Consider the following 22,848-nt stretch of genomic DNA (forward strand, 5'->3'; position numbering starts at 1 on the left):
ACATCAAAACTTTAAGATTAATAATCTACTTTCTCTCACAGTAACCAGAATATAGCTCTAGAAAATTATAATAAGCTAGAATTAAGGATAGAAAAGCTGATAGATAACAGCGGTCCTTTCTTCCAACAGTTTGCGCAAATATTACTGTGTTACGGAGAGAGCTTCATTCCTCAGGGAGTCGTATAGGAGTCAAATATGAAGCGAGAACAATGGGGATCCCGAGCGGGATTCATCTTAGCAGCAGTCGGGTCTGCTATCGGTTTAGGAAACATTTGGCGTTTTCCATACATGGCCTATGAAAACGGTGGCGGCGCATTTTTTATTCCTTACATTTTCGCCATGATCACGGCCGGTATTCCATTTATGATCCTTGAGTTCAGTATGGGACAAAAGTACCGAGGCTCAGCACCAAAAACGCTAGCGAAAATTCATTCTAAATTTGAATGGCTTGGCTGGTTCCAAGTTGGTGTTGCAGCAGTTATCGCCGTTTACTATGTTGCTGTTATCGGTTGGTCAATTTCTTACTTTGGGTTGTCGTTCACTCAAGGTTGGGGAACCGATACAAACGCATTTTTCTTTAGTGAGTACCTAAAGTTAGGTGACAACTCACCAACAGACTTAGGCAGTATTCAATGGAAGATTGCCTTATCTATGGTGATTGCTTGGGCCATTACTTATACCGCCATTGCCAAAGGCGTGAAATCAGGGATTGAGCGCGCATCTAAAATCATGATGCCAATACTATTCTTGATGGTGATTTTTTTAATCGGACGTATGGTTTTCTTGCCAGGAGCTTTGGATGGCGTTAACTACATGTTTGAACCCGATTTCAGCAAAATTTGGGATGTGAAAGTATGGGCTGCTGCGTACGGTCAGATCTTCTTTACCCTAAGCATCGGCTTCGCGATCATGCTGGCTTACTCTAGTTATCTGCCAGAAAAATCAGACATCACGAATAACGCGTTTATGACCGTGTTGATCAACTGTGGCTTCTCCATCCTAGCTGGTATTATGATCTTCTCTGTCTTGGGTTACATGGCTCAAGAACAAGGTAAACCGCTAACAGAAGTGGTATCTGCTGGCGTTGGCCTTGCTTTTGTTACTTTACCTGCGGCAATTAACTTATTACCCGCACCATATATTCTTGGTCCTCTGTTCTTCTTTGCACTGGTGGTTGCTGGTCTAAGTTCGCACATTTCTATCATGGAAGCCGTAACATCCGCCATCATCGATAAGCTAAAGTGGAGCCGAAAAAAAGCTGCAAACGTTGTAATTGGAACTGGTTTTGTGGTTTCTATGGCGTTCGCAACAAATGGCGGTCTATTGCTGCTAGACCTAGTAGACCACTTCGCAAACAACGTTGGCATTATGGTAGGCGGCTTGGTTGAGATTGTATTGATGGCGTGGCTATTGAAACGAGTTCCTGAAGTACGTAATTACGTAAATGAGCGCTCTGATTTCTCTATTAGTCAATGGTTTGAGATCTGTTTACGCTTCGTAACACCGATTATGCTCGCCATTATCTTAGCGACTAAGCTTTATGCTTTATTTACTGAAGGCTACGGTGGTTATGATCTAACTTTAGGCTGGGCACTTATCGCCGCACTCTTTATCTTTGGTCTAGTGATCAACGCAGTGAACCGCAAGGAGACAGCAAAATGACAATCAGCGCAATTATTATGATGGTTATTGGTTTAGGTATCACTTGGGGCGGCGCGGCCGTTTGTATCAAGCGAGCCATGGATAAACAATAGCAGTATTGCATTCCAAACAAAAAACGCCGGTAAATACCGGCGTTTTTTATGTTTCTTTTATTCTAGAAACTGTATTTGATGCCAACGGCACCACCAAGTTGTAAGTCAGCACCTTTGTAAAGATCTAGCTCTGGGTGTATTTGACCATAAAGATCCCAGCCGCGTGATAAATCCCAGTTCACACCGAGAGGTACACGCACGCCAAACTCATCATCCCATTCATACCAACCACCAACGCCAACATACCAGGTCACAGGCATGTTTTGATCGAATGTTCCACGTTTAGCGATGTAATCAAACGCCATACCATCGTTACCTATAATGCCGCGATACTTATTATCTAACTCAACAACAACACTCAACTGTTGATCGACAGCCATACCAACAGACAAGTTCGTTGGCTCATTTGCCGCCATTGCGGTACTAGAAACTAGTCCTGCTAATAAAATTAATTTGCTCTTCATACACGTTATCAATTATTAAAAAACATCATGCGTTATTCAAACATAGTGGTGTTTCAATATGTCAACGATGAGTAAGCGCGATGTATGAAAAGACTGGCAAAAGTAAAGATGAGTTTAGGATCACACTCAGAAAGCACTTTTAGCAATGGGAGAGGAACTAAAAAAGGAGGCCGAAGCCTCCTTTTATTCATTGTTATGAATGACGGTGATTAGCCGTGGTTACGGATCCACTCATCCATTTCAGTTTTTAGGTTGTCAGACTTAGTACCGAAGATAGCCTGTACACCACCTGCAACAACTACAACACCAGCAGCGCCAAGTTGTTTCAGTTTGTCTTGGTCAACAGCTGCTGTATCTGCAACCGCTACACGTAGGCGAGTGATACATGCGTCTAGACCAGTAATGTTAGCTTTACCACCGAACGCTGCAACCAGTTCACCACCCATGTCAGAGCCAGAAGTTGCTGCCGCACTTTCTGTTTCATCTTCACGACCAGGAGTTTTTAGGTCAAGTGCTGTGATTACGCCACGGAACACTACGTAGTAAATCACTGCGTATACTAGACCAACAGCAATCATTAGACCCATCTTCTGAGCGTTACCAGATAGAACTAGGAAGTCGATCAGACCGTGAGAGAAAGAAGTACCGTGTACAAAGCCTAGAGTGTTAGAAACAATGTATGCAGAACCAGCTAGTAGAGCGTGGATACCGTATAGTAGTGGAGCAACGAATAGGAATGAGAATTCGATAGGCTCAGTAATACCAGTTAGGAATGAAGTCAGTGCAGCTGACGCCATGATACCCATTACTTTTGCGCGGTTTTCTGGTTTAGCACAGTGAGCAATTGCGATTGCTGCAGCTGGTAGACCAAACATCTTGAACATGTAACCACCCGCTAGCTGACCGAAGCCATTACCAGCAGCACGAGATGCTTCATCAGCAACTAGGTAACAAGTTAGTACGCCGTTTTGAGCTTCACCAGCAGCGTTAACACAAGAACCAGCTTCGAAGAAGAACGGTACGTTCCATACGTGGTGTAGGCCGAATGGGATTAGAGAACGCTCTACAACACCGTAGATACCGAATGCTAGTTGTGGGTTTTGGTGCGCAGCCCAATCAGAGAATGCAGAGATTGCACCGCCAATTGGTGGCCAAATTACAGAAAGGATAACACCAAGGATGATCGCTGCAAAACCAGTGATGATAGGCACTGCACGCTTACCAGCGAAGAAGCCAAGATACTCTGGAAGTTGAATTTTGAAGAAACGGTTGAATGCCCAAGCAGCCACACCACCGACAAGGATACCACCTAGTACACCTGTATCGATTTTCTCAACACCCATAACACCCGCCATTACACCTAGCGTTGCCGTCATGATGCCGTAACCAACGATTGCTGCAAGACCAGCAACACCGTCGTTATTAGTGAAGCCTAGAGCTACACCTACTGCAAATAGAAGTGCCATTTGGCCGAATACTGAACCACCAGCTTGTTCCATAAGATTAGAAACGATCTCTGGAATAAAGCTTAGATGGGCAGCACCCACACCTAATAAAATACCTGCAACTGGTAAAACTGATACTGGAAGCATCAGCGCCTTACCAACTTTTTGCAGGTTAGCAAAAAGGTTCTTAAACATGTTTATGCTCCTGATAAATTTATAAGTATTATTTGGGCACTAACGGCACACCCCCGTAGCCTAAAGGTTAGCACCCAATGAAAATGTAACCACAACTGCATTATATTTTCCGGCTCTAAATATATATTGATGACCCTCAAACTTTCCACACAGTTACGAAATTTAGTTTCAAAACAAGTCTTGGATCACACCCAAAAACAGCTGATGAAAAGGTTTGCATTGCAGTTATATTACTGTTTTATAAAGAGTTTATTATTTACATAATTAATTTTAAGGCGTAAATAAAATACGCCCCAATGTTATTTTTAGTAACAAAATTACATTTGTGATTTTTGAATGTTATTAAATCAACATTTTTAGTAAACATTAAACTCATGAGTATATCTGTTGTTTTTATCAACAAAAAAGGAGCGTACGCTCCTTTTTTATGCTCTTATTGATTTTTCATCGCAAAAAAAGATTTCGGAAATTTTCGGTGGTTTTTTGTGCCACTTCAGAAAGAGAGCACGATTTGAGTTGCGCAATATAAGAAGCCACCTCGACAACATAAGCAGGTTGATTCTCTTTACCTCGATGAGGGACTGGAGCCAAGTAAGGAGAATCTGTCTCAATGAGAAGCTTCTCTAGAGGTAGAGTCTTCACCACTTCTTTCAACTCTGTAGCTTGACGGAAAGTGACAATCCCCGAGATAGAAATATAAAACCCCAGCTCAAGTGCAGCTTCAGCAAATGGAAGATCTTCTGTAAAACAGTGGATAACACCACCACATTTCTCCGCCCCACCCTTACGCAAAATATCTAGAGTATCCGCACGTGCGTTTCTGGTATGGATAATTAAAGGTTTGTTAAGCTCCACCGCAAGATCAACGTGTTGCTCAAAACGCTCTTTCTGTAACGCTGCCGTTTCTGGCTTATAATGATAATCCAAGCCTGTTTCACCAATGGCAACGACTTTTTCATTCGATGCGTGGTGACGTAGCACGTCCATCGAAAAGTCGCTTTCAACATCAAGTGGGTGTACACCGCACGAAGCATAAACATTCTCATAAGGCTCAATCATTTCCATCATTCTAGGGAAAGAATCCAGCGTGACTCCCACAGAAAGCAGCTCGGTTACCTTTGCTTGTTTAGCTTTGTTAATAACGTCTTCCACATTGATGTGGAGATCGTCGTAATTCAATTTGTCTAAATGACAATGAGAATCTACGAACATAATGCCTCTCGTGATTCAATTAACCAGTTCATTGATAGTAGCTCAAGGTTTAGACCAGGAAAGGCTTGCACCTGAGCTTTGAGGTCCATCAGCGCCTTCGCTGATGAGTACAAACCGTTGTAGTTGTTCGGCTGAAACTTTATAGCGCCAGGAAGCATTTGTGCTTCTGATACACCAAACTGCGCTTTCTGAGCGTCTGTCAGTAAATACCACGCCCAGTCTAGTGATTGCTCCGAGTGTTTAGCCATTAAAGAAGCACACTCAGAAATGTCTGAGGTAGGAGAAGATATCGCCTTAATAAAAGTGCGCTCAAAAGCCAAGTAAGCATCGAGATCGCCATTATTTAACGCATCCAATGTTTTTATCGGAGAGCCCATATTCAGTTTTAAGGCGTAAGCAGGAACTTGCTGCGCCCCTTGTTCGCGCATCCATTGCATCGCTTGTTCCGTTGACGGCGGCGCAACAACCCAGTGTTGGCAACGGCTACGAATAGTTGGAAGCAGGCGCTCCTGATTGTGGGTAACGAGCAAAAACAAGCACTTTGCCCCAGGCTCTTCTAGCGTTTTTAACAATGCATTCGATGCCGATTCATTCATAGAGTCCGCTGGCTCTATAACAAATAGGCGATAACCATTAAGCTGTGATGATTCCTGAGCAAGACGGTTGCAAGCTCGAACTTGGTCCACCGTTATCGCTTTTCCTTCTTTTTCTGGTTTGATCCAGTGTAAATCTGGGTGGTTGTGTGATTGATTTAATTGACAGCTATGACAAAAACCGCACGCTTCACTGGCGTAATTTTGGCAAAGAAGTGCTTGGCTAAAAAACTCGATAAGTTTTTCGATGCCTAAGCCTTGCTCGCTTTGCAATAAAAGCGCACCTGGTATTCTGTCCGACTCTAGCCCTACTTTGAGGTTATCCCATACTGGCTGCAACCATGGATAATCATTTAACATGAGTCACCTAAATTTAAGTTTCACTTATTATTGACGAGCTAACCACTCGTTAAGAGCGTCCCGAATATCACGCGACACGTCTTCGATCGCCTGCTCAGCGTTAATGATAATGACAGAAGGATCAGCATGAGCAATCTCCAAATAACGCTCTCGTGTACGTTCAAAGAAGCTGATATCCATCTTCTCGATACGATCGAGCTCACCACGCCCACGCGCACGCTCAAGCCCAACGCGAGGGTCGATATCCATATAGAGAGTGAAAGCAGGTTTAAAATCACCAAGCGTTGTGTCTCGAAGGTTTTTCATTAGCGACGCGTCAATCTGACGGCCACCACCTTGATAAGCCTGCGACGACATATCGTGGCGGTCACCCACCACCCACTGACCGTTCGCCAAAGCTGGTTTGATCACGTTCTCAACCAACTGGACACGTGCAGCATATAGAAGAAGCAACTCCGTCATGTCTTTAAGTTCTTCGCCTTCATGCTCTTCTTTCACCAGAGCGCGCATCTTTTCTGCTAGCGGCGTGCCTCCTGGCTCACGAGTATTTACGATATTTTCAATACCTGCCGCTTTTAGCGTATCTAAAACGGTTTTAATCGCAGTGCTTTTACCCGCGCCTTCTAGGCCTTCAACGACAATAAAGTTTGCTTTCATCATTTGTTCTTTCTTAGTTCTCTTAAATAGGCTCGAACAGCACGATTGTGCTCTGCAAGGGATTTCGAAAATACGTGTCCGCCCTTTCCACTTGCTACGAAATATAAATAGTTGCTGCTTTCTGGATTCAAAGCCGCTTCAATAGAGGCTTCACCTGCCATCGCAATTGGGGTTGGAGGTAAGCCATTGATGGTATAGGTGTTATATGGTGTCGGCGTGCGCAAATCTTTCTTACGAATATTTCCGTCGTAAGCATCACCCATACCATAAATAACCGTCGGATCCGTTTGTAAACGCATGCGTTTGTTCAATCGGTTGATAAACACAGAAGCGACGCGCTCACGCTCAGAGTCAATGGCCGTCTCTTTCTCGATGATAGACGCCAGAATCAAGGCTTCATATTTGTCTTGCAATGGCAGCTTTTCTTGACGAGCTTCCCAGCTAGCATCCAGTATTTTATTGAGTTTTCGATGCGCTCGTTTTAACAACTGGCTTTCACTCGCACCCGCTGTGTAATGGTAGGTTTCTGCTAAAAACAACCCTTCTAGCTTTTCTCTCTCAATTCCAAGCTTCGCAGCCATGTCTTTTTCTGAAAGATCGGTTAAATCATGCTCTAAATAAGGAGCACTTTTCAATTGCTCTACCCACTCAGAAAAGCGGCTGCCTTCAACAAAAGTGATCGCAAACTGGTATTCTTTTCCGGTATTCAGGTGCTCCAATGCTTGCGAAAGCGACATACCAGGCTCTAGTTGATAAGTACCCGCTCGCACTTGCAACAGTTCTGGATATAAGTGAGGTATTAAACGGATGTACTCCAACGTTTCAATTACCTCATCTTCAACTAAGGCACGCATGACATGATGAAAGCTTGTACCACTTTCTACAGTAAACAGCTGAGGTTGTTCCAATAGAATAGGCTTTTCAACGTATTGTTTAGCCTGTGAAATTATATAAAAAACAGCTGCTGCGCCTATCACTGCGATCAGCACAACAAAAGCCAACAGTTTTTTAATCACGTAGTTAAATTCCCTTGCAGTCGTTGAGTCAATTTTCCTATCGGAAATATAGTCTTAGAGTTAGATGCCACTATGCTGCGAATTGGTGCGACACCTAATATTGAGTTACACATGAAAGCCTCGTCTGCGCTCTGCAAATCTGGAAGTATAAAACGCCCCTCGATGACTTCAATATGACTTACTTTTAGTAACTCAAGCACCTTACGACGCATTACGCCCGCAACGCCAGATAAGGTCAGCTCCGGTGTAAATACTTTATTACCTTTAACCCAAAAAAGGTTGGCCATTGTAGTTTCAATGACATGGTTTTGCACATTTAACGTTATTGCATCTGCAAACTCGGTATCGTCGATTTCAGCCTTGGCGAGAATCTGCTCTAAACGGTTGTTGTGCTTGTGTCCAGCAAGTAAAGGTTGAATCCCGAGACGAGTCTCACAAACGCCCAAATCCACGCCTTTTTCTTGCCAAGAAGAGTAATGAGAAGGAAACGCAAAATTGGAGATAGTCACGATAGGGCCTTCAATCCCATTAGGACTATACCCTCGCCCACCAATACCACGGCTAACGTGAATTTTCACCCCAGCTTGTGCATCAGATAAAGCCGCTTTGCTTGCCCAATCACGCACAACTTGCCAGTCAGGGGAAGAGATCTTCAATACGTCAAGGCAGGACTTCATACGCTCAATGTGTTCTTGCCAGTAAACCAACTCTCCGTTTTGGGTCAGGATGGTGGTAAAGCCTCCATCGCCGTATTGGAATGAGCGATCACCCAGTTCTACATGCGTTTGTGGAACTCCATTTACCCAAAACATTCGCGTACCTTCAAATTAGCAGACAACAAATAAAACAAAACGGCTCAATGCTAAGCATCGAGCCGTTAGAATACAAGTTTCGCTTATCTAAATAAGGTTAGATAGTGTTACTCAGCGAACTTTTTGAAGATCAAAGAACCGTTTGTACCACCAAAGCCAAACGAGTTACAGATAGCGTATTCCATACCTTCAACTTTGCGCGCAGTGTGCGGCACAAGGTCGATGTCTAGACCTTCTTCTGGATCATCAAGGTTAATCGTTGGTGGAACGATTTGGTCAACCAAAGACATAACCGTGATAATTGCTTCAACAGAGCCTGCTGCACCTAATAGGTGACCAGTCATAGACTTAGTTGATGATACAAGTACTTGCTTCGCACCTTCTTCACCAAGAGCACGTTTCACGCCCTTGATTTCTGCAACGTCGCCAGCAGGAGTAGATGTACCGTGAGCATTCACATAACCTACTTGGGTGCCTGTGATGTTCGCGTCACGCATTGCCGCTTCCATCGCAAGTGCACCACCAGAGCCATCTTCGCTTGGAGAAGTCATGTGGTAAGCATCACCAGACATACCAAAACCAACCAGTTCTGCGTAAATCTTCGCGCCACGTGCTTTCGCGTGTTCGTACTCTTCAAGCACCATCATGCCAGCACCATCGCCTAGAACAAAGCCATCACGGCCTTTATCCCATGGACGAGACGCTTTTTGAGGTTCGTCGTTACGAGTAGATAGTGCTTTAGCTGCACCGAAGCCAGCCATGCCAAGAGGCGTAGACGCTTTTTCTGCGCCACCAGCAACCATCGCATCTGCATCGCCGTACGCAATCATTCGTGCAGCATGACCGATGTTATGTAGGCCAGTAGTACATGCTGTAGAAATCGCGATATTTGGACCACGAAGACCACGCATGATAGATAGGTTACCTGCAACCATATTTACGATGGTCGAAGGGACAAAAAATGGGCTAACTTTGCGAGGGCCTTTTTCTACTAATGCAGTGTGACCTGTTTCAATCAGATCTAGACCGCCAATGCCTGAGCCGATAGCAACACCAACTCGAGCCGCATTTTCTTCGGTAATTTGTAAGCCAGAGTTATCAAGAGCTTGAATACCCGCTGCAATGCCGTACTGGATGAAAAGATCCATCTTACGAGCATCTTTTTTAGACATGTACTCTGTGCAATCGAAATCTTTAACAAGACCTGCAAAACGAGTTGAGAAGTTCGTAGCATCAAAGTGCTCGATATTCACGATACCACTTTGACCTTCTAGCAGGGCTTTCCAAGATGATTCTACTGTGTTGCCTACCGGTGACAACATACCCATGCCAGTGACAACTACACGACGCTTGGACACGATATAATTCTCCGGGAATTGAATATTTCTATGAGAGGATAGAAGAAGTTAGAAAGAACACAGGCGGTCTAGGAGACCGCCTGGGAGAGCTAATTACTGAGCGCTGTTTACGTAGTCGATTGCAGCTTGAACAGTAGTGATCTTCTCAGCTTCTTCGTCAGGAATCTCAGTGTCGAATTCCTCTTCTAGAGCCATAACTAGTTCTACAGTGTCTAGAGAATCAGCACCTAGATCGTCAACGAAAGAAGCTTCGTTTTTAACTTCTGCTTCGTCTACACCTAGCTGTTCAACAATGATTTTCTTTACGCGTTCTTCGATGTTGCTCATTTTTCTTTTCCTTTACAGATTTCGCCTAATGCGATGATTCCGTAGTTTATTCGAACTATTGAAAGTTGCAAGGGGGTCCTTGCTGGTCAAACCACAAAATTAGCGAATTTAACCGAATTTCAATACATTTTTGACTTAAATCATGCACAAATCTTGCGCATAAGCATGACAAGTTCATGACAGTTAACTGCAACTATAGGCTATTTTTCACAATGTAAAATAGCTTATTTTGCACAAACTGTCTCATTAAACCATGTACATGCCACCATTTACATGCAAAGTTTCACCAGTAATGTACGCTGCTTCAGGAGAAGCAAGGAAAACTACTGCTGATGCAATTTCACGTGGGTCACCTAAACGACCAGCTGGCACGTTCGACAACGTTGCCGCACGTTGCTCATCATTTAGTGCCTTCGTCATGTCAGTTTCGATGAAACCAGGGGCAACAGTGTTCACTGTTACACCACGAGACGCAACTTCACGAGCCATTGATTTAGTAAAACCAATCACGCCCGCTTTCGCTGCTGCGTAGTTAGTTTGACCTGCGTTACCCATGGTACCAACAACAGAGCCTACGTTGATGATACGACCCGCACGTTTTTTCATCATGCCGCGTAAAACCGCTTTAGACATGCGGTAGATAGGCGTTAGGTTGGTATCGATGATGTCGTTCCACTCATCATCTTTCATACGCATCAATAGGTTGTCACGAGTAATACCAGCGTTATTCACCAGAATATCGATCACACCAAATTCTTCGTTGATCGTTTTTAGTGTCGCTTCGATAGACTCGACATCGGTCACGTTCAGTGCCAGACCTTTACCGTTATCACCAAGATACTCGCTGATAGCAGCAGCGCCACTTTCAGAAGTAGCCGTACCGATAACCGTCGCACCGCGCTCTACAAGAAGTTCCGCGATCGCGCGGCCAATACCACGGCTTGCGCCGGTAACTAGCGCGATCTTACCTTCTAGATTCATCATGTTGTGTTTCCTTTTCTTATCGCAAGTTTTATCGCTTGATGGATTACTTCGCCGCGTCTAGCGACGCAACATCATTCACTGCTGCTGCAGTTAGCGTTTTCACGATACGTTTTGTTAGGCCTGTTAAAACCTTACCAGGACCAAGCTCAAGAAGCTGTTCTACCCCTTGCTCGTGCATAAGCTCGACTGTTTCAGTCCAGCGAACTGGGCTATGTAGCTGACGAACAAGCGCATCTTTGATTTTTGCAGGATCTGTCTCAGCGACCACATCAACGTTGTTGATAACTGGAAGCTGTGGTGAGTTAAATTCGATAGACTCAAGAGCTACTGCAAGTTTTTCCGCTGCTGGCTTCATAAGCGCACAGTGTGATGGCACTGAAACAGGAAGAGGAAGCGCACGTTTCGCACCAGCTTCTTTACATAGCGCTCCCGCACGCTCTACTGCGTCTTTGCTACCCGCGATAACTACCTGACCAGGCGAGTTAAAGTTTACTGGAGAGACCACTTCACCTTGCGCTGCGTCTTCACACGCTTTTGCAATCGCATCATCAGCCAAACCGATAATCGCGTACATAGCGCCAGTACCTGCTGGTACCGCCTCTTGCATTAGCTTACCGCGTAATTCAACCAGCTTGATTGCTTCTTTAAAGTCAATGACACCCGCACATACAAGTGCTGAGTACTCACCTAGGCTGTGACCGGCTAGGTTTGCTGGTTGCTCTAAACCGAGCTCCTGCCATACACGCCAGATTGCAACAGATGAAGCTAGCAAAGCTGGTTGAGTGCGGAAAGTCTCGTTTAAATCTTCTGCAGGTCCATTTTGAACAAGCGCCCATAGATCGTAACCTAGTGCGTCAGATGCTTCTGCAAATGTTTGTTTTACTACGTCATATTGTTCGCCAAGTTCTGCAAGCATACCTACAGCTTGAGAACCTTGACCTGGAAATACGATAGCAAACTTGCTCATGTTGTTTTCCTTTAAGCAAAGTAAAAAGAAATAAGATGCACCAAGTGCACCTTAAATTTTGAATTCTCGTGAAACTTAGAACTTCACCAGAGCAGAGCCCCAAGTGAAACCGCCACCAAACGCCTCTAGCAATAAAGTCTGCCCGCGTTTAATGCGACCATCGCGCACAGCTTCATCCAGCGCAGATGGTACTGTCGCCGCAGAAGTATTCCCGTGTCGGTCTAGTGTCACCACGACTTGGTCCAAAGACATTGAAAGCTTTTTCGCTGTTGCCGAAATAATTCGATAGTTCGCTTGATGCGGTACTAGCCAGTCTAGTTCAGACTTATGCATGTTGTTGGCTTCAAGCGTATCTTTTACTAGTTTCGATAACTGAGTGACAGCGACTTTGAATACTTCGTTACCTGCCATATGAAGCCATTTGTCGGCATCTTGACCACGCTCAGGTACAGGTAGGCTTAGTAGCTCACCGAATTGACCATCCGAGTATATGTGGGTAGAAATAATACCTGGCTCTTGGCTAGCGCCTACGACAACGGCTCCAGCACCATCACCAAATAGGATAATGGTTGAACGGTCTGTCGGATCACACGTTTTAGACAAAGCATCTGAACCAATAACAAGTACGTTTTTACACATACCCGATTTAATATGTTGGTCTGCAACAGATAATGCGTACACAAAACCAGAACAAGCAGCGGCTAAGTCAAAAGCTGGACAACCTTTAATGCCAAGCTTTGCCTGCACCTGACACGCAGATGAAGGGAAAGTATGGCTACTGCTCGTTGTGGCTACGATAATCAGGTCGATATCGTTTTTATCAATACCCGCCATATCGATAGCGTTTTCAGCTGCGTAGAATGCCATGTCCGCTACAGTTTCATTTTCTGCAGCAATTCGACGCTCTTTAATACCCGTGCGAGCAACGATCCACTCATCACTTGTATCTACCATTTTCTCTAGATCTGCGTTTGTACGCACCTGAGATGGCAGGTAGCTGCCAGTACCTAAAATTTTGCTATACATGAAGACTAATAATGCCTCTCGAGTAAAACCGCTTCCAAACGATCGCTAATACGGCTTGGTACTTGTCGTTTGACCTCGTGTACTGCCTCGCCAAGTGCATTGACAATCGCAGATACATCCGCACTTCCATGGCTTTTTATGACAATGCCGCGCAATCCTAGCAAACTTGCGCCGTTATACTGGTCGGGGTTCAGTGTTTTTAGTTCATTAAATAGCCGAGAAAACAACTTTCTAGCAATCCAACCCTTTATCGTTGACGCCATCATACTGGTTTTAATTTTTTCGATAAAAAGTTGAGCTGTTCCCTCACTGGCTTTTAAGCATACGTTGCCGACAAACCCATCACATACAATGACGTCTGCAACATCATGCAAAATTTGATTACCTTCAATATAACCAACAAAGTTAATCGCGTCGGTCTGAGAAAGCATTTCTGCGCAACGTTTGACTAAATCGTTACCTTTAATCTCTTCTGCGCCAATATTGAGTACAGCAACGCGAGGAGGACAACCTAAGTGTTCTTCTGCTAATGCACTGCCCATTACAGCAAATTGGAATAAACTATCAGCATCGCACGATACATTCGCACCTAGATCTAGCATCCAAGTACGCTTTCCAGTAATCGTCGGTAAAGCTGAAACTAAAGCAGGACGTTCAATACCAGGAAGTAACTTAAGAATGAAACGCGATAGTGCCATTAATGCACCGGTGTTGCCACCACTAACACAAGCATCCGCCTTCTGCTCAGAAACCAAATCGATAGCCATACGCATGGAACTATTTTGGCTATTACGTAGTGCCAATGAAGGTTTTTCTGAGTTCGAGATAACTTTCTCACTATGAAGAATAGTCAAGCGGGAACTGGTCGAGGTATCGAGTTGAGATAATTGAGACGTGATCAGAGATTGATCACCTATAAGAATCACTTTTAGCTCTGGGAAATGAGACAGTGCCTGCACGGCGGCAGGCACTGTTACGCGTGGACCGAAATCCCCGCCCATTGCATCAAGTGCAACGGTAATACTTTGCAAAGGTTCAACCTTACTTGTTGATAACCTTTTGACCACGGTAGTAACCTTCAGCAGTTACGTTGTGGCGTAGGTGAGTTTCACCAGAAGTCGCGTCTACAGATAGAGCAGCTGTAGTTAGCGCATCGTGTGAACGACGCATACCGCGCTTAGAACGAGTTTTACGGTTTTTCTGTACGGCCATTGACCCTACTCCTATACTATTGGGTTAAAAACCTGAAGAAGAATCGGTTACCACACCTATTACTTTTTCAGACTTTTCAAAACGTCGAATGGATTCGGTTTTTCTTCCTCAATTTCTTCAGGAATCTCACCAAAAACCATGTTATTTGAATCAACGCTACAATCCGCTTCATCGTGCATCGCAATTTGAGGTAATGCTAAGATGAACTCGTCTTCAACCAGTTGTATAAGGTCTAATTCACCATATTCATTTAGATCTACCAAATCATAAATTTCTGGTGCTTCCTGTTCCGTTTTCTCACCGTAGTAAGGAGTAGAAAGGAATTCAACTTCGCACTCATGTGCGAATACCTCATTACAACGCTGACACTCTAAATCGACTTCGATGTTAGCTTTACCAGAGATAACAACGAGTCGCTGTTCATCCATCCCAAATGACAATGAGACTTCTGCGTCGCGTTTTACGCCTTCAGTTGTTTCCGCTAAGCGCTTGAAAAGACTAGCTTGGATGATGCCATCGTAATCTAATCGTTTCTGTGCAGCTTTCGCTGGGTCAACCGTTCGCGGTATTTTTACCTTTTGCATAGGGCGCGAATATTATCTTCCAAATCAAAATTAGTCAAAGAAAAAGGCAAAAAAGTTGTACTTTTTTACGCTTAACATACAGAGCATTAGCCAGAATCATTTTTGATCGATTATCCTATCGGAAATGCTCCCACGAATTGTAATTCAAAATGAAAAATTACCAACTGGTTTTAGCTTCAACCTCCCCTTTTCGTAAACAACTGCTTGAAAAGCTTTCACTACCGTTCATTTGTTTATCACCTGATTGCGATGAAACACCGTTTGACCAGGAAACGCCTCTTGAACTGGTGCAAAGATTGGCCCAAGAGAAAGCAACATCTTGCCAGACGGATAAAGCAAGTTTAGTTATCGGCAGTGACCAGGTTTGTGTCATTAATGGTGAAATCGTTGGCAAACCTTTAAATAGAGACAACGCAATAAATCAACTTTTGTCTCAAAGTGGAAAAGTCATCACTTTCTATACTGGTCTTGCGGTACATAACACCGTCACAAACCATACAGAAGTCGGCTTTGATTCTTTCGAAGTACACTTTAGAGATTTGACGCTTGAACAAATCGAGCGCTACGTCGACAGGGAAGAACCCTTTTACTGCGCAGGCAGCTTTAAAAGCGAAGGAATGGGAATTTGTTTGTTTAACAAATTAGTGGGGAAAGACCCGAACACACTTGTCGGACTACCATTGATTGATTTGATTGATATGTTGCATGTTCAAGGACTCGATGTCCTTTGATCAAAATATGATAAAAGGGAGCCACAGGCTCCCTTCTTGCATCCGCGAGGAAAACATGGTTACGCGTTTCTTAAACCCGCCAACACTTTTTCTAGCTTCGGTTCCATCGGTGCGTTGATTTCCATCCACTCATCATTTGATGGGTGTTGGAACTTGATGTTTGCCGCGTGTAGGAACAAACGATCTAAACCAACTTGACCTGTGTAAGCATCAAAGCGGCGGTCACCGTAGCGATCATCCCAAGCGATTGGGTGGCCCGTATATTGTGTATGAACTCGGATTTGGTGAGTTCGACCAGTAATCGGACTCGCTTGAATCAATGTTGCTTGTTCAAACTTTTCCAAAATCTTAAAACGCGTTTCAGACGGCTTACCGTTAGGGTTAACACGAACAATACTGTTCACTTCGTTTTTAAGCAGTGGCGCGTTCACAACCTTACAACTGCTTTTCCATTGTCCCATGACAAGAGCTAAGTAAAACTTCTTCACTGTCTTTTCACGAAACTGGGCTTGCAAGTGACGAAGTGCAGAACGCTTCTTAGCAACCAGCAAGATACCTGAAGTATCACGGTCAATACGATGCACAAGTTCAAGAAAGCGAGCTTGAGGACGCAGAGCTCTAAGCGCTTCAATCGCGCCAAACTTTAAGCCACTGCCACCATGCACAGCGGTACCAGATGGTTTGTTTAGAATCAACATATGATCATCTTCGAAGATGATCATATCTTCCAACTCTGCGACTTTGTTTAGTTTCGTACTTGGCGCAACATCGTCATCTTTTTTCTCGACTGTCACCGGTGGAATACGAACGAGATCGCCTGCTTTTAACTTGTACTCTGCTTTTATACGCTTTTTATTTACACGTACTTCGCCCTTACGCACGATTCGGTAAATCATGCTTTTAGGGATGTCTTTTAATTGGTTGCGCAAAAAATTATCAATGCGCTGACCCGCCATATCTTCGTCAATGTCGACGAACTGGACTTTTGTTCTTATTTCGCTCATGGCCGGTATTGTAAACTCAATTTCGCGCGACTTCACATTATTCTTGTCGTAAAAGAAACACTTGGTAGTACGAACTGGTCTAAATTTCGCCAAGCTTTTGTTTAAATTATTAAAACTCTCGATCGAGTTCTCGATTTGTTTTCTGTCTTGATCAGTTTGCACATCTCAATTGCTTATGAAACAGCCAGTTATAAATTAGAAATTTTGAGTTTAGCGGCAAATTTTCTATCGTTTGCGTGAAAGCAGATTGCTGATAGCCACGCGCACTGCTATAGTTCACAGCTGCTAAGGAAGGTTTGGTTACATTTTATTCATTACCAATCATTTATCCTCAAGCAATGTGAGTAGATCGTTGAAGGTCGAGTGCAGCATTGGCGTGAGACACATCGAATTCAACACTCTTGCCACCCTACTCCTCGCATATTCACGTTGAGTACCTACCGCCCAAATAGCGGGTCACAAGTCTACGTTTCCAACAGAAACCACAAGAGGCTTGTGATGACTGAAGTGCCCGAGAGCATCCCCTTCCAGCCGGGAGGCTGCAAAATACAAGCCATGGGATCAGGCACCGTGAAAGAGCGAAAAAACAGTGGCAAGTCGACAAGAAAGATATAAAAGAAAAGACAACGAGAATTTTCAATGAAAAGAATGTTAATTAACGCAACTCAAAAAGAAGAGTTGCGTGTCGCTCTGGTTGATGGCCAGCGACTTTTCGATCTTGATATCGAGAGTCCAGGTCATGAATCTAAAAAAGCGAATATCTACAAAGGACGTATCACACGTATCGAACCAAGCTTAGAAGCCGCATTTGTTGATTACGGCGCCGAGCGTCACGGTTTCCTCCCTCTCAAAGAAATTGCCCGCGAATATTTCCCTGAAGGTTACACCTACCAAGGTCGTCCAAGCATCAAAGAAGTGCTAACGGAAGGCCAAGAAGTTATCGTTCAAGTGGAAAAAGAAGAACGTGGAAGCAAGGGCGCAGCTCTTACTACTTTCATTTCTCTTGCTGGTAGTTACCTTGTTCTTATGCCTAACAACCCTCGTGCTGGCGGTATTTCTCGCCGAATCGAAGGTGACGAGCGTACTCAACTAAAAGCCGCATTAAGTACTTTGGAACTGCCTCAGGGCATGGGCCTAATCGTACGTACTGCTGGCGTTGGCAAGAGTGCTGAAGAACTTGAGTGGGATTTGAATGTACTACTTAACCACTGGGGTGCAATCAAAGGTGCAGCGGACTCTAACCCTGCTCCATTCTTAATCCACCAAGAAAGTAACGTTATCGTTCGTGCAATCCGTGACTATTTACGTCGTGATATTGGCGAAATCTTAATTGACAGCAACACCATCTACGAACGTGCAAAAGAGCACATTCAATTGGTGCGCCCTGATTTCCTTAACCGCGTTAAGAAATATGAAGGCGAAGTTCCACTATTCAGCCACTACCAAATCGAAAGCCAAATTGAATCAGCTTTCCAACGTGAAGTGCGTCTGCCATCTGGTGGTTCTATTGTTATTGACCCAACCGAAGCACTAACGTCTATCGATATCAACTCTGCTCGTGCAACCAAGGGCGGCGATATTGAAGAAACAGCTCTAAACACGAACCTAGAAGCAGCCGACGAAATTGCTCGCCAGTTACGTCTACGTGACTTGGGTGGCTTAGTGGTTATCGACTTTATCGATATGACACCTGTTCGCCACCAACGAGAAGTAGAAAACCGTCTACGTGAAGCCGTTCGTCTTGATCGCGCTCGTGTACAAATCGGTCGTATTTCTCGCTTTGGTTTGTTGGAGATGTCACGTCAACGTTTAAGCCCTTCTCTAGCAGAAGCAAGCCACCACATCTGTCCTCGCTGTAGCGGTACTGGAGTCGTTCGCGACAACGAATCTCTAGCACTTTCTGTACTTCGTTTAATCGAAGAGGAAGCACTGAAAGACAATACAGCGCAAGTTCTCGCAGTTGTACCTGTGCCTATCGCTTCTTACTTGTTGAACGAAAAACGTCGTTCAGTTAACCATATCGAACGCATTCAAGAAGTGAAGATTACGGTTGTTCCAAACTCTGACATGGAAACGCCGCACTTCGAAGTTATCCGTGTTCGTGAAGGTGAAGAGTTCGATCTGATTTCTTACCTACTTCCTAAAAAACTGGAAGCAATGAAAGAAGCGGAAGGTAAAGAGCCAGCGGAAGTTGACGTAAAACCTAAACGAATCGAAGAACCTGTTCTTAAAGGCTTTGCGGCTCCTTCTCAAACGGCACCTGCACCAGCAGCTAAACCTGCCCCTGAGGCGAAGAAGAAAGAACAGAAAGTTGAACAAGAAGAAAAACCTGGACTGTTCAGCCGTTTGTTTAAAGCACTTGGTAGTTTCCTATTCGGCGGTTCTGAAGAAGTAAAAGAAGAACCGAAACCTCAGGAAGAGAAAAAGCCAAATCGCGATAATCGACGCAACAAACGTGATCGCAATGATCGTCGTCGCAATAACAACCAACGCGATAATCGTGAGAACCGCGACAATCGTGATAACCGTGATAACCGACGTCGTCGTAAGCCTCGTGATGAGCAAGCGAATGAGCAAAACGAAGCGCAACAACAAACCAATAAACAGCAAAACCGCAACCAAAAGCGTAAGCCTAAAGCTCAACAAGCAGACAAAGCCCAAGAGCAAAAAGCAAATGCAAAAGTAGCGGAAAAAGGTCTGCAGCTAGCAGCGGAAGCTCGAACTGAAACAAAACCAGAAGAGAGCAAACCAAAGCAACAAAACACGAAAGCAGAAAAAGTGAAGGAGCGTCGCCAACGTCGCAAACTGAACAAGTCTGTACGCGTTAAAGACCAAGAAGCGGTTGAGAAGAAAGCAGAAGAAACGGCGGTTAAGACTCAAGAAACGGTTGAAACCAAAGTTGAGAAGCCAACAGAAGCAGCGGTAGAAGCACAGCAAGACAACAAGCAAGCAGAGTCTAAGCAACGTCGTAACCGTCGTTCGCCACGTCACCTGCGTGCAAGCGGTCAGCGCCGTCGCCGTGGTCGCGATCGCCGTCCTAACCCGTTCCGCCTGCGTAAAGGTGGTGTAGCTTCTCCTGAGATGGCTATGGGTAAAGTAATGCCACGCTACATTCCGAAACCAGCACCTAAGAAAGAAGAGCAAGTTAAGGAAGAAGCAGTAGCAGCAGCAGTACCTGCAATGCAAGGTGGTTTTGCTTGCCCAGAAATGGCTATGGGTAAAGTGATTATTCGACGCGAGCAACCTGTTGTAACAGAAGCACCAGTTGTTGAATCAAAGGTTCAAGAAACAGTTGAAGCGAAAGTTGAATCTCCAGCAGTAGAAGCACCTGTTGTGGAAGCAGTAATCGCAGAAAAAACTGAATCGGCAGTAGTAGAAACAGCCTCTGTAGAGCCTATCGTTGAAACTCCTGCAACTGAACATGCTGAATCGGTTGATGCCATTGTAGAAACGGCACCAGCTGAAGAGCCTGTGGTTGAAGCAGCAAAAGAGATTGCAGCCGAAGCGCCAGTCGAAGCCATCAAAGTTGCTGCTAAGCTAAACGCTAGCGCACCGATGACAAAAGCACCTGGCCCTCAAGAGCTACGCGAAATCACTGTTGCAGCAGCACCGTTCAAAACCGAACGTTACCAAGCTAAAGGTGCGGGTAGCCAAGTGGCTAAAAACCGCGCATCGGCAGAGATGACAAAGCCTAACTTTAACTAGGCTAAATCATTACGTTCAACTGCTTAACTGCATAAATAAATTAAAGGCTACCATCTGGTAGCCTTTTTTATCTTCATATCTGCCCAATAAATTGTTCATATAAATACCAATTCGTGATCACATTTGTACGCCATTATTCGTATCATTCTTGAACTTAATCACACTTTTCGGTAGCATGCGCCGACTCAAGTTTTCGACACCATTCTGATGCTGCTCTTTTAATACTACGGTTTACACTGCAATGTTTGATTAGAAATCAACCACTCAGTGGCTTGTGCAAATACGAATATGTGTCGGGTTTAACTCATTGCAAAGAGAACTTAAAAACAAACATGTTCGAATTTCCCCAATTTTCTAAGCACTCCGTAAAAAATGATGTGCTATCAGGCTTAACCGTTGCGCTAGCATTGGTTCCTGAAGCTGTCGCATTTGCGTTCGTCGCAGGCGTAGATCCGATGGTCGGTCTTTACGCTGCATTCATCGTTGGTCTTATTACTTCCATTTTCGGTGGTCGTCCCGGCATGATCTCTGGTGCAACCGGTGCCATGGCAGTCGTAATGGTTTCGCTTGTCGCGACTCACGGTGTCCAGTACCTATTCGCAGCCATCATGCTCGCTGGTATACTTCAAATTGCCGCTGGTATGTTTAAATTGGGTAAGTTCATCCGTATCGTGCCTCACCCTGTGATGATTGGTTTTGTGAACGGTCTGGCTATTGTTATCTTCCTAGCTCAGTTGGGTCAGTTTAAAGCGCCAGATATCAACGGCATGCTTACTTGGCTACCACAAGACCAAATGCTGCTAATGCTTGGTTTGGTTGCGCTAACTATGGCAATCATTCACTTTCTACCAAAAATCACAACGGCTGTACCCTCTTCACTTGTTGCAATCGTAACGGTGACTGCTTTAGTGGTTGGTTTGGATCTGGAAACTCGCACTGTTGTTGACTTCTTGCGTACAATGTCTGGTGATGAAGCGGCAACACTCGCAGGTTCACTGCCGACCTTCTCTATTCCGGCGGTGCCATTTACGCTAGAAACTCTACAAATCATTCTGCCATACGCGATCATTCTAGCGGCCATTGGTCTAATTGAATCTCTGCTAACGCTGACAGTTTTAGATGAGATGACGAACACTCGTGGTCAATCTAACCGCGAATGTATCGGTCAAGGTATGGCAAACATGACTTGTTCTGTGTTTGGGGCTATGGGTGGTTGTGCAATGATTGGTCAGTCGATGATCAACGTAAACTCAGGTGGTCGCGGTCGTCTATCTGGTATCGTTGCTGCTATCGCTCTATTGATGTTTATCTTATTCGCTTCTTCGCTAATTGAAATGATCCCACTCGCTGCTCTGGTTGGTGTGATGTTCATGGTTGTAATTGGTACATTCGAATGGGCAACATTTAAGCTAGCGCGCCGCGTACCGAAGCAAGACTTCTTCGTTATTGTTCTTGTGACCGTTGTTACTGTTCTTACTGACCTTGCTGTTGCCGTAGCAGTTGGTGTTATCGTTTCTGCATTAATGTTTGCATGGCAACACGCTAAGCATATCTATGCCGACACGTGCTTAAACGAGGAAGGTTCAAAAGAGTACAAGATTCACGGTCCTATTTTCTTTGGCTCTGCCGCTAACTTCTTGGAGTTGTTTAACGCGCCTGAAGATCCAAAAGATGTGATTGTCGATTTTGCAGACTCTCGCGTGACGGATCACTCCGCAATTGAAGCGATTGAAACACTAGCAGAGCGTTACAACTCTCAAGGTAAAACACTACACCTTCGCCACCTAAGTCCAGATTGCCGCAAGCTTTTAGATAAAGCGGGCAGCTTGGTTGAAATCAATGTGAAGGAAGACCCAAGCTACAAAGTGGCAACCGACATTTTAGCGGGTTAATACAAATAAAAAGGGATGGGCTCAGCTCATCCCTTTTCCTATTGTCTTTAAGCCCGGCGATTATAGCTTCTTCAAAATCTCCTCTGATGCCTCTTCGATTAAATCAAGCACCAGTTCAAAGCCATCTTTTCCACCGTAATATGGGTCTGGGACTTCATCGTAATCTGACCCAGAATGACTTAAAAATAACGATACTTTGTGTCGATACTTCAACGGACAAATATCCAATAAATCGGCTAAATTTGCTTTATCTGCGGCTAATATCAGGTCAAACTTTTCAAAGTCATCAATGGTAACTTGACGCGCACGCATTCCTTTAAAAGAGTAACCTCGCTGCTTTCCTGCGGCCATTGCCCTTGAATCCGGTGGGTTTCCTGCGTGGTAGCCAATCGTACCTGCCGAATCAACCTCCACGGCAATACCCAACTCTTGAGCTTTCGCTCTTAACACTGCTTCTCCGGTTGGTGACCGACAAATGTTTCCCATACAAACAACAAGTATTTTCTTCATTTTATTCCCTGAATTATCGGTGGTTTTTCTTCACGATATG

The 22,848-nt window shown here is 44.5% G+C and carries 22 protein-coding genes; 5 read left to right on the forward strand and 17 right to left on the reverse strand.

The window, feature by feature from the left end; genetic code table 11:
- Positions 1-195: 195 nt before the first annotated feature.
- Both R2S67_RS08455 and R2S67_RS08460 read left to right on the forward strand, forming a co-directional pair.
- Positions 196-1,662 (forward strand): sodium-dependent transporter, encoded by a 1,467-nt coding sequence (locus tag R2S67_RS08455; RefSeq protein WP_317343241.1) that lies wholly within the window; start codon positions 196-198, stop codon positions 1,660-1,662.
- Positions 1,659-1,754: a MetS family NSS transporter small subunit gene (locus R2S67_RS08460; RefSeq protein ID WP_005372963.1), complete on the forward strand. Its 96-nt coding sequence runs from the start codon at positions 1,659-1,661 to the stop codon at positions 1,752-1,754. Before R2S67_RS08455 ends, R2S67_RS08460 begins: the two co-directional genes overlap by 4 nt.
- A gap of 62 nt (positions 1,755-1,816) precedes the next feature.
- On the opposite strand, the gene R2S67_RS08465 is transcribed toward R2S67_RS08460, so the two are convergent.
- From R2S67_RS08465 to yceD, 15 genes are all read right to left on the reverse strand, one after another.
- A complete protein-coding gene (locus R2S67_RS08465) occupies positions 1,817-2,218 on the reverse strand; it encodes a hypothetical protein (protein WP_005396996.1) in 402 nt (133 codons plus the stop codon).
- A gap of 209 nt (positions 2,219-2,427) precedes the next feature.
- A complete protein-coding gene (gene ptsG / locus R2S67_RS08470) occupies positions 2,428-3,858 on the reverse strand; it encodes a PTS glucose transporter subunit IIBC (protein WP_006743155.1) in 1,431 nt (476 codons plus the stop codon).
- A 444-nt stretch (positions 3,859-4,302) separates the two neighbouring features.
- The gene (locus R2S67_RS08475) at positions 4,303-5,070 is read right to left on the reverse strand and encodes a TatD family hydrolase (RefSeq protein WP_145532886.1); all 768 of its coding nucleotides are present in this window, start codon (positions 5,068-5,070) and stop codon (positions 4,303-4,305) included.
- A complete protein-coding gene (locus R2S67_RS08480) occupies positions 5,061-6,023 on the reverse strand; it encodes a DNA polymerase III subunit delta' (RefSeq protein WP_317343245.1) in 963 nt (320 codons plus the stop codon). Before R2S67_RS08480 ends, R2S67_RS08475 begins: the two co-directional genes overlap by 10 nt.
- 27 nt (positions 6,024-6,050) lie before the next feature.
- Positions 6,051-6,683: a dTMP kinase gene (gene tmk / locus R2S67_RS08485; protein WP_054867665.1), complete on the reverse strand. Its 633-nt coding sequence runs from the start codon at positions 6,681-6,683 to the stop codon at positions 6,051-6,053.
- Positions 6,680-7,696 carry an endolytic transglycosylase MltG gene (gene mltG / locus R2S67_RS08490; protein WP_317343247.1) on the reverse strand — a complete coding sequence of 339 codons (1,017 nt, stop codon included), beginning with the start codon at positions 7,694-7,696 and terminating at the stop codon, positions 6,680-6,682. Before mltG ends, tmk begins: the two co-directional genes overlap by 4 nt.
- Positions 7,693-8,508 (reverse strand): aminodeoxychorismate lyase, encoded by an 816-nt coding sequence (gene pabC / locus R2S67_RS08495; protein ID WP_317343249.1) that lies wholly within the window; start codon positions 8,506-8,508, stop codon positions 7,693-7,695. The genes mltG and pabC overlap by 4 nt, the downstream gene beginning before the upstream one ends.
- Before the next feature lie 107 nt (positions 8,509-8,615).
- Positions 8,616-9,866: a beta-ketoacyl-ACP synthase II gene (gene fabF, locus R2S67_RS08500; protein ID WP_005396984.1), complete on the reverse strand. Its 1,251-nt coding sequence runs from the start codon at positions 9,864-9,866 to the stop codon at positions 8,616-8,618.
- Between the two features lie 93 nt (positions 9,867-9,959).
- Positions 9,960-10,193: an acyl carrier protein gene (gene acpP, locus R2S67_RS08505; protein WP_004406112.1), complete on the reverse strand. Its 234-nt coding sequence runs from the start codon at positions 10,191-10,193 to the stop codon at positions 9,960-9,962.
- Between the two features lie 246 nt (positions 10,194-10,439).
- On the reverse strand, positions 10,440-11,174 hold the full coding sequence (fabG, locus tag R2S67_RS08510) for a 3-oxoacyl-ACP reductase FabG (RefSeq protein ID WP_031780596.1): 735 nt from the start codon (positions 11,172-11,174) through the stop codon (positions 10,440-10,442).
- 46 nt (positions 11,175-11,220) lie between these two features.
- The gene (gene fabD, locus R2S67_RS08515) at positions 11,221-12,144 is read right to left on the reverse strand and encodes an ACP S-malonyltransferase (protein ID WP_012841591.1); all 924 of its coding nucleotides are present in this window, start codon (positions 12,142-12,144) and stop codon (positions 11,221-11,223) included.
- A 75-nt stretch (positions 12,145-12,219) separates the two neighbouring features.
- On the reverse strand, positions 12,220-13,170 hold the full coding sequence (locus R2S67_RS08520; protein ID WP_005396980.1) for a beta-ketoacyl-ACP synthase III: 951 nt from the start codon (positions 13,168-13,170) through the stop codon (positions 12,220-12,222).
- 5 nt (positions 13,171-13,175) lie between these two features.
- On the reverse strand, positions 13,176-14,201 hold the full coding sequence (gene plsX, locus R2S67_RS08525; RefSeq protein ID WP_182033173.1) for a phosphate acyltransferase PlsX: 1,026 nt from the start codon (positions 14,199-14,201) through the stop codon (positions 13,176-13,178).
- Between the two features lie 10 nt (positions 14,202-14,211).
- Positions 14,212-14,382 carry a 50S ribosomal protein L32 gene (rpmF, locus tag R2S67_RS08530; RefSeq protein ID WP_005396978.1) on the reverse strand — a complete coding sequence of 57 codons (171 nt, stop codon included), beginning with the start codon at positions 14,380-14,382 and terminating at the stop codon, positions 14,212-14,214.
- A 59-nt stretch (positions 14,383-14,441) separates the two neighbouring features.
- Positions 14,442-14,966 (reverse strand): 23S rRNA accumulation protein YceD, encoded by a 525-nt coding sequence (gene yceD, locus R2S67_RS08535; RefSeq protein ID WP_005396977.1) that lies wholly within the window; start codon positions 14,964-14,966, stop codon positions 14,442-14,444.
- Positions 14,967-15,115: 149 nt separating this feature from the next.
- Between yceD and R2S67_RS08540 the strand changes: the two genes are divergently transcribed.
- Positions 15,116-15,697, forward strand: coding sequence for a Maf family protein (locus R2S67_RS08540; RefSeq protein ID WP_005396976.1), 582 nt, complete (start codon positions 15,116-15,118; stop codon positions 15,695-15,697).
- Between the two features lie 59 nt (positions 15,698-15,756).
- Here the strand turns inward: R2S67_RS08540 and rluC are convergent, their stop codons facing one another.
- Positions 15,757-16,701, reverse strand: coding sequence for a 23S rRNA pseudouridine(955/2504/2580) synthase RluC (gene rluC, locus R2S67_RS08545; RefSeq protein ID WP_005396975.1), 945 nt, complete (start codon positions 16,699-16,701; stop codon positions 15,757-15,759).
- Positions 16,702-17,340: 639 nt separating this feature from the next.
- Here rluC and rne point away from each other — a divergent pair.
- Positions 17,341-20,406 (forward strand): ribonuclease E, encoded by a 3,066-nt coding sequence (gene rne / locus R2S67_RS08550; RefSeq protein ID WP_317343309.1) that lies wholly within the window; start codon positions 17,341-17,343, stop codon positions 20,404-20,406.
- Between the two features lie 332 nt (positions 20,407-20,738).
- Positions 20,739-22,298: a SulP family inorganic anion transporter gene (locus R2S67_RS08555; RefSeq protein WP_005396973.1), complete on the forward strand. Its 1,560-nt coding sequence runs from the start codon at positions 20,739-20,741 to the stop codon at positions 22,296-22,298.
- A gap of 60 nt (positions 22,299-22,358) precedes the next feature.
- On the opposite strand, the gene R2S67_RS08560 is transcribed toward R2S67_RS08555, so the two are convergent.
- The gene (locus R2S67_RS08560; RefSeq protein WP_046874419.1) at positions 22,359-22,808 is read right to left on the reverse strand and encodes a low molecular weight protein-tyrosine-phosphatase; all 450 of its coding nucleotides are present in this window, start codon (positions 22,806-22,808) and stop codon (positions 22,359-22,361) included.
- Between the last annotated feature and the right edge of the window lie 40 nt (positions 22,809-22,848).

This window comes from Vibrio sp. T13N (genome assembly GCF_032970445.1).
GTDB lineage: Bacteria > Pseudomonadota > Gammaproteobacteria > Enterobacterales > Vibrionaceae > Vibrio > Vibrio diabolicus.

Excerpts from the sequence above, each read along its gene's own strand:
- R2S67_RS08455 (WP_317343241.1), top strand. The coding sequence starts at position 196 with ATGAAGCGAGAACAATGGGGATCCCGAGCGGGATTCATCTTAGCAGCA.
- fabG (WP_031780596.1), bottom strand. The coding sequence starts at position 11,174 with ATGAATCTAGAAGGTAAGATCGCGCTAGTTACCGGCGCAAGCCGTGGT.
- rpmF (WP_005396978.1), bottom strand. The coding sequence starts at position 14,382 with ATGGCCGTACAGAAAAACCGTAAAACTCGTTCTAAGCGCGGTATGCGT.
- acpP (WP_004406112.1), bottom strand. The coding sequence starts at position 10,193 with ATGAGCAACATCGAAGAACGCGTAAAGAAAATCATTGTTGAACAGCTA.
- rne (WP_317343309.1), top strand. The coding sequence starts at position 17,341 with ATGAAAAGAATGTTAATTAACGCAACTCAAAAAGAAGAGTTGCGTGTC.
- R2S67_RS08460 (WP_005372963.1), top strand. The coding sequence starts at position 1,659 with ATGACAATCAGCGCAATTATTATGATGGTTATTGGTTTAGGTATCACT.
- R2S67_RS08540 (WP_005396976.1), top strand. The coding sequence starts at position 15,116 with ATGAAAAATTACCAACTGGTTTTAGCTTCAACCTCCCCTTTTCGTAAA.
- R2S67_RS08555 (WP_005396973.1), top strand. The coding sequence starts at position 20,739 with ATGTTCGAATTTCCCCAATTTTCTAAGCACTCCGTAAAAAATGATGTG.
- tmk (WP_054867665.1), bottom strand. The coding sequence starts at position 6,683 with ATGATGAAAGCAAACTTTATTGTCGTTGAAGGCCTAGAAGGCGCGGGT.
- R2S67_RS08560 (WP_046874419.1), bottom strand. The coding sequence starts at position 22,808 with ATGAAGAAAATACTTGTTGTTTGTATGGGAAACATTTGTCGGTCACCA.
- R2S67_RS08520 (WP_005396980.1), bottom strand. The coding sequence starts at position 13,170 with ATGTATAGCAAAATTTTAGGTACTGGCAGCTACCTGCCATCTCAGGTG.
- ptsG (WP_006743155.1), bottom strand. The coding sequence starts at position 3,858 with ATGTTTAAGAACCTTTTTGCTAACCTGCAAAAAGTTGGTAAGGCGCTG.
- yceD (WP_005396977.1), bottom strand. The coding sequence starts at position 14,966 with ATGCAAAAGGTAAAAATACCGCGAACGGTTGACCCAGCGAAAGCTGCA.
- R2S67_RS08480 (WP_317343245.1), bottom strand. The coding sequence starts at position 6,023 with ATGTTAAATGATTATCCATGGTTGCAGCCAGTATGGGATAACCTCAAA.
- R2S67_RS08475 (WP_145532886.1), bottom strand. The coding sequence starts at position 5,070 with ATGTTCGTAGATTCTCATTGTCATTTAGACAAATTGAATTACGACGAT.
- rluC (WP_005396975.1), bottom strand. The coding sequence starts at position 16,701 with ATGAGCGAAATAAGAACAAAAGTCCAGTTCGTCGACATTGACGAAGAT.
- R2S67_RS08465 (WP_005396996.1), bottom strand. The coding sequence starts at position 2,218 with ATGAAGAGCAAATTAATTTTATTAGCAGGACTAGTTTCTAGTACCGCA.
- pabC (WP_317343249.1), bottom strand. The coding sequence starts at position 8,508 with ATGTTTTGGGTAAATGGAGTTCCACAAACGCATGTAGAACTGGGTGAT.
- fabD (WP_012841591.1), bottom strand. The coding sequence starts at position 12,144 with ATGAGCAAGTTTGCTATCGTATTTCCAGGTCAAGGTTCTCAAGCTGTA.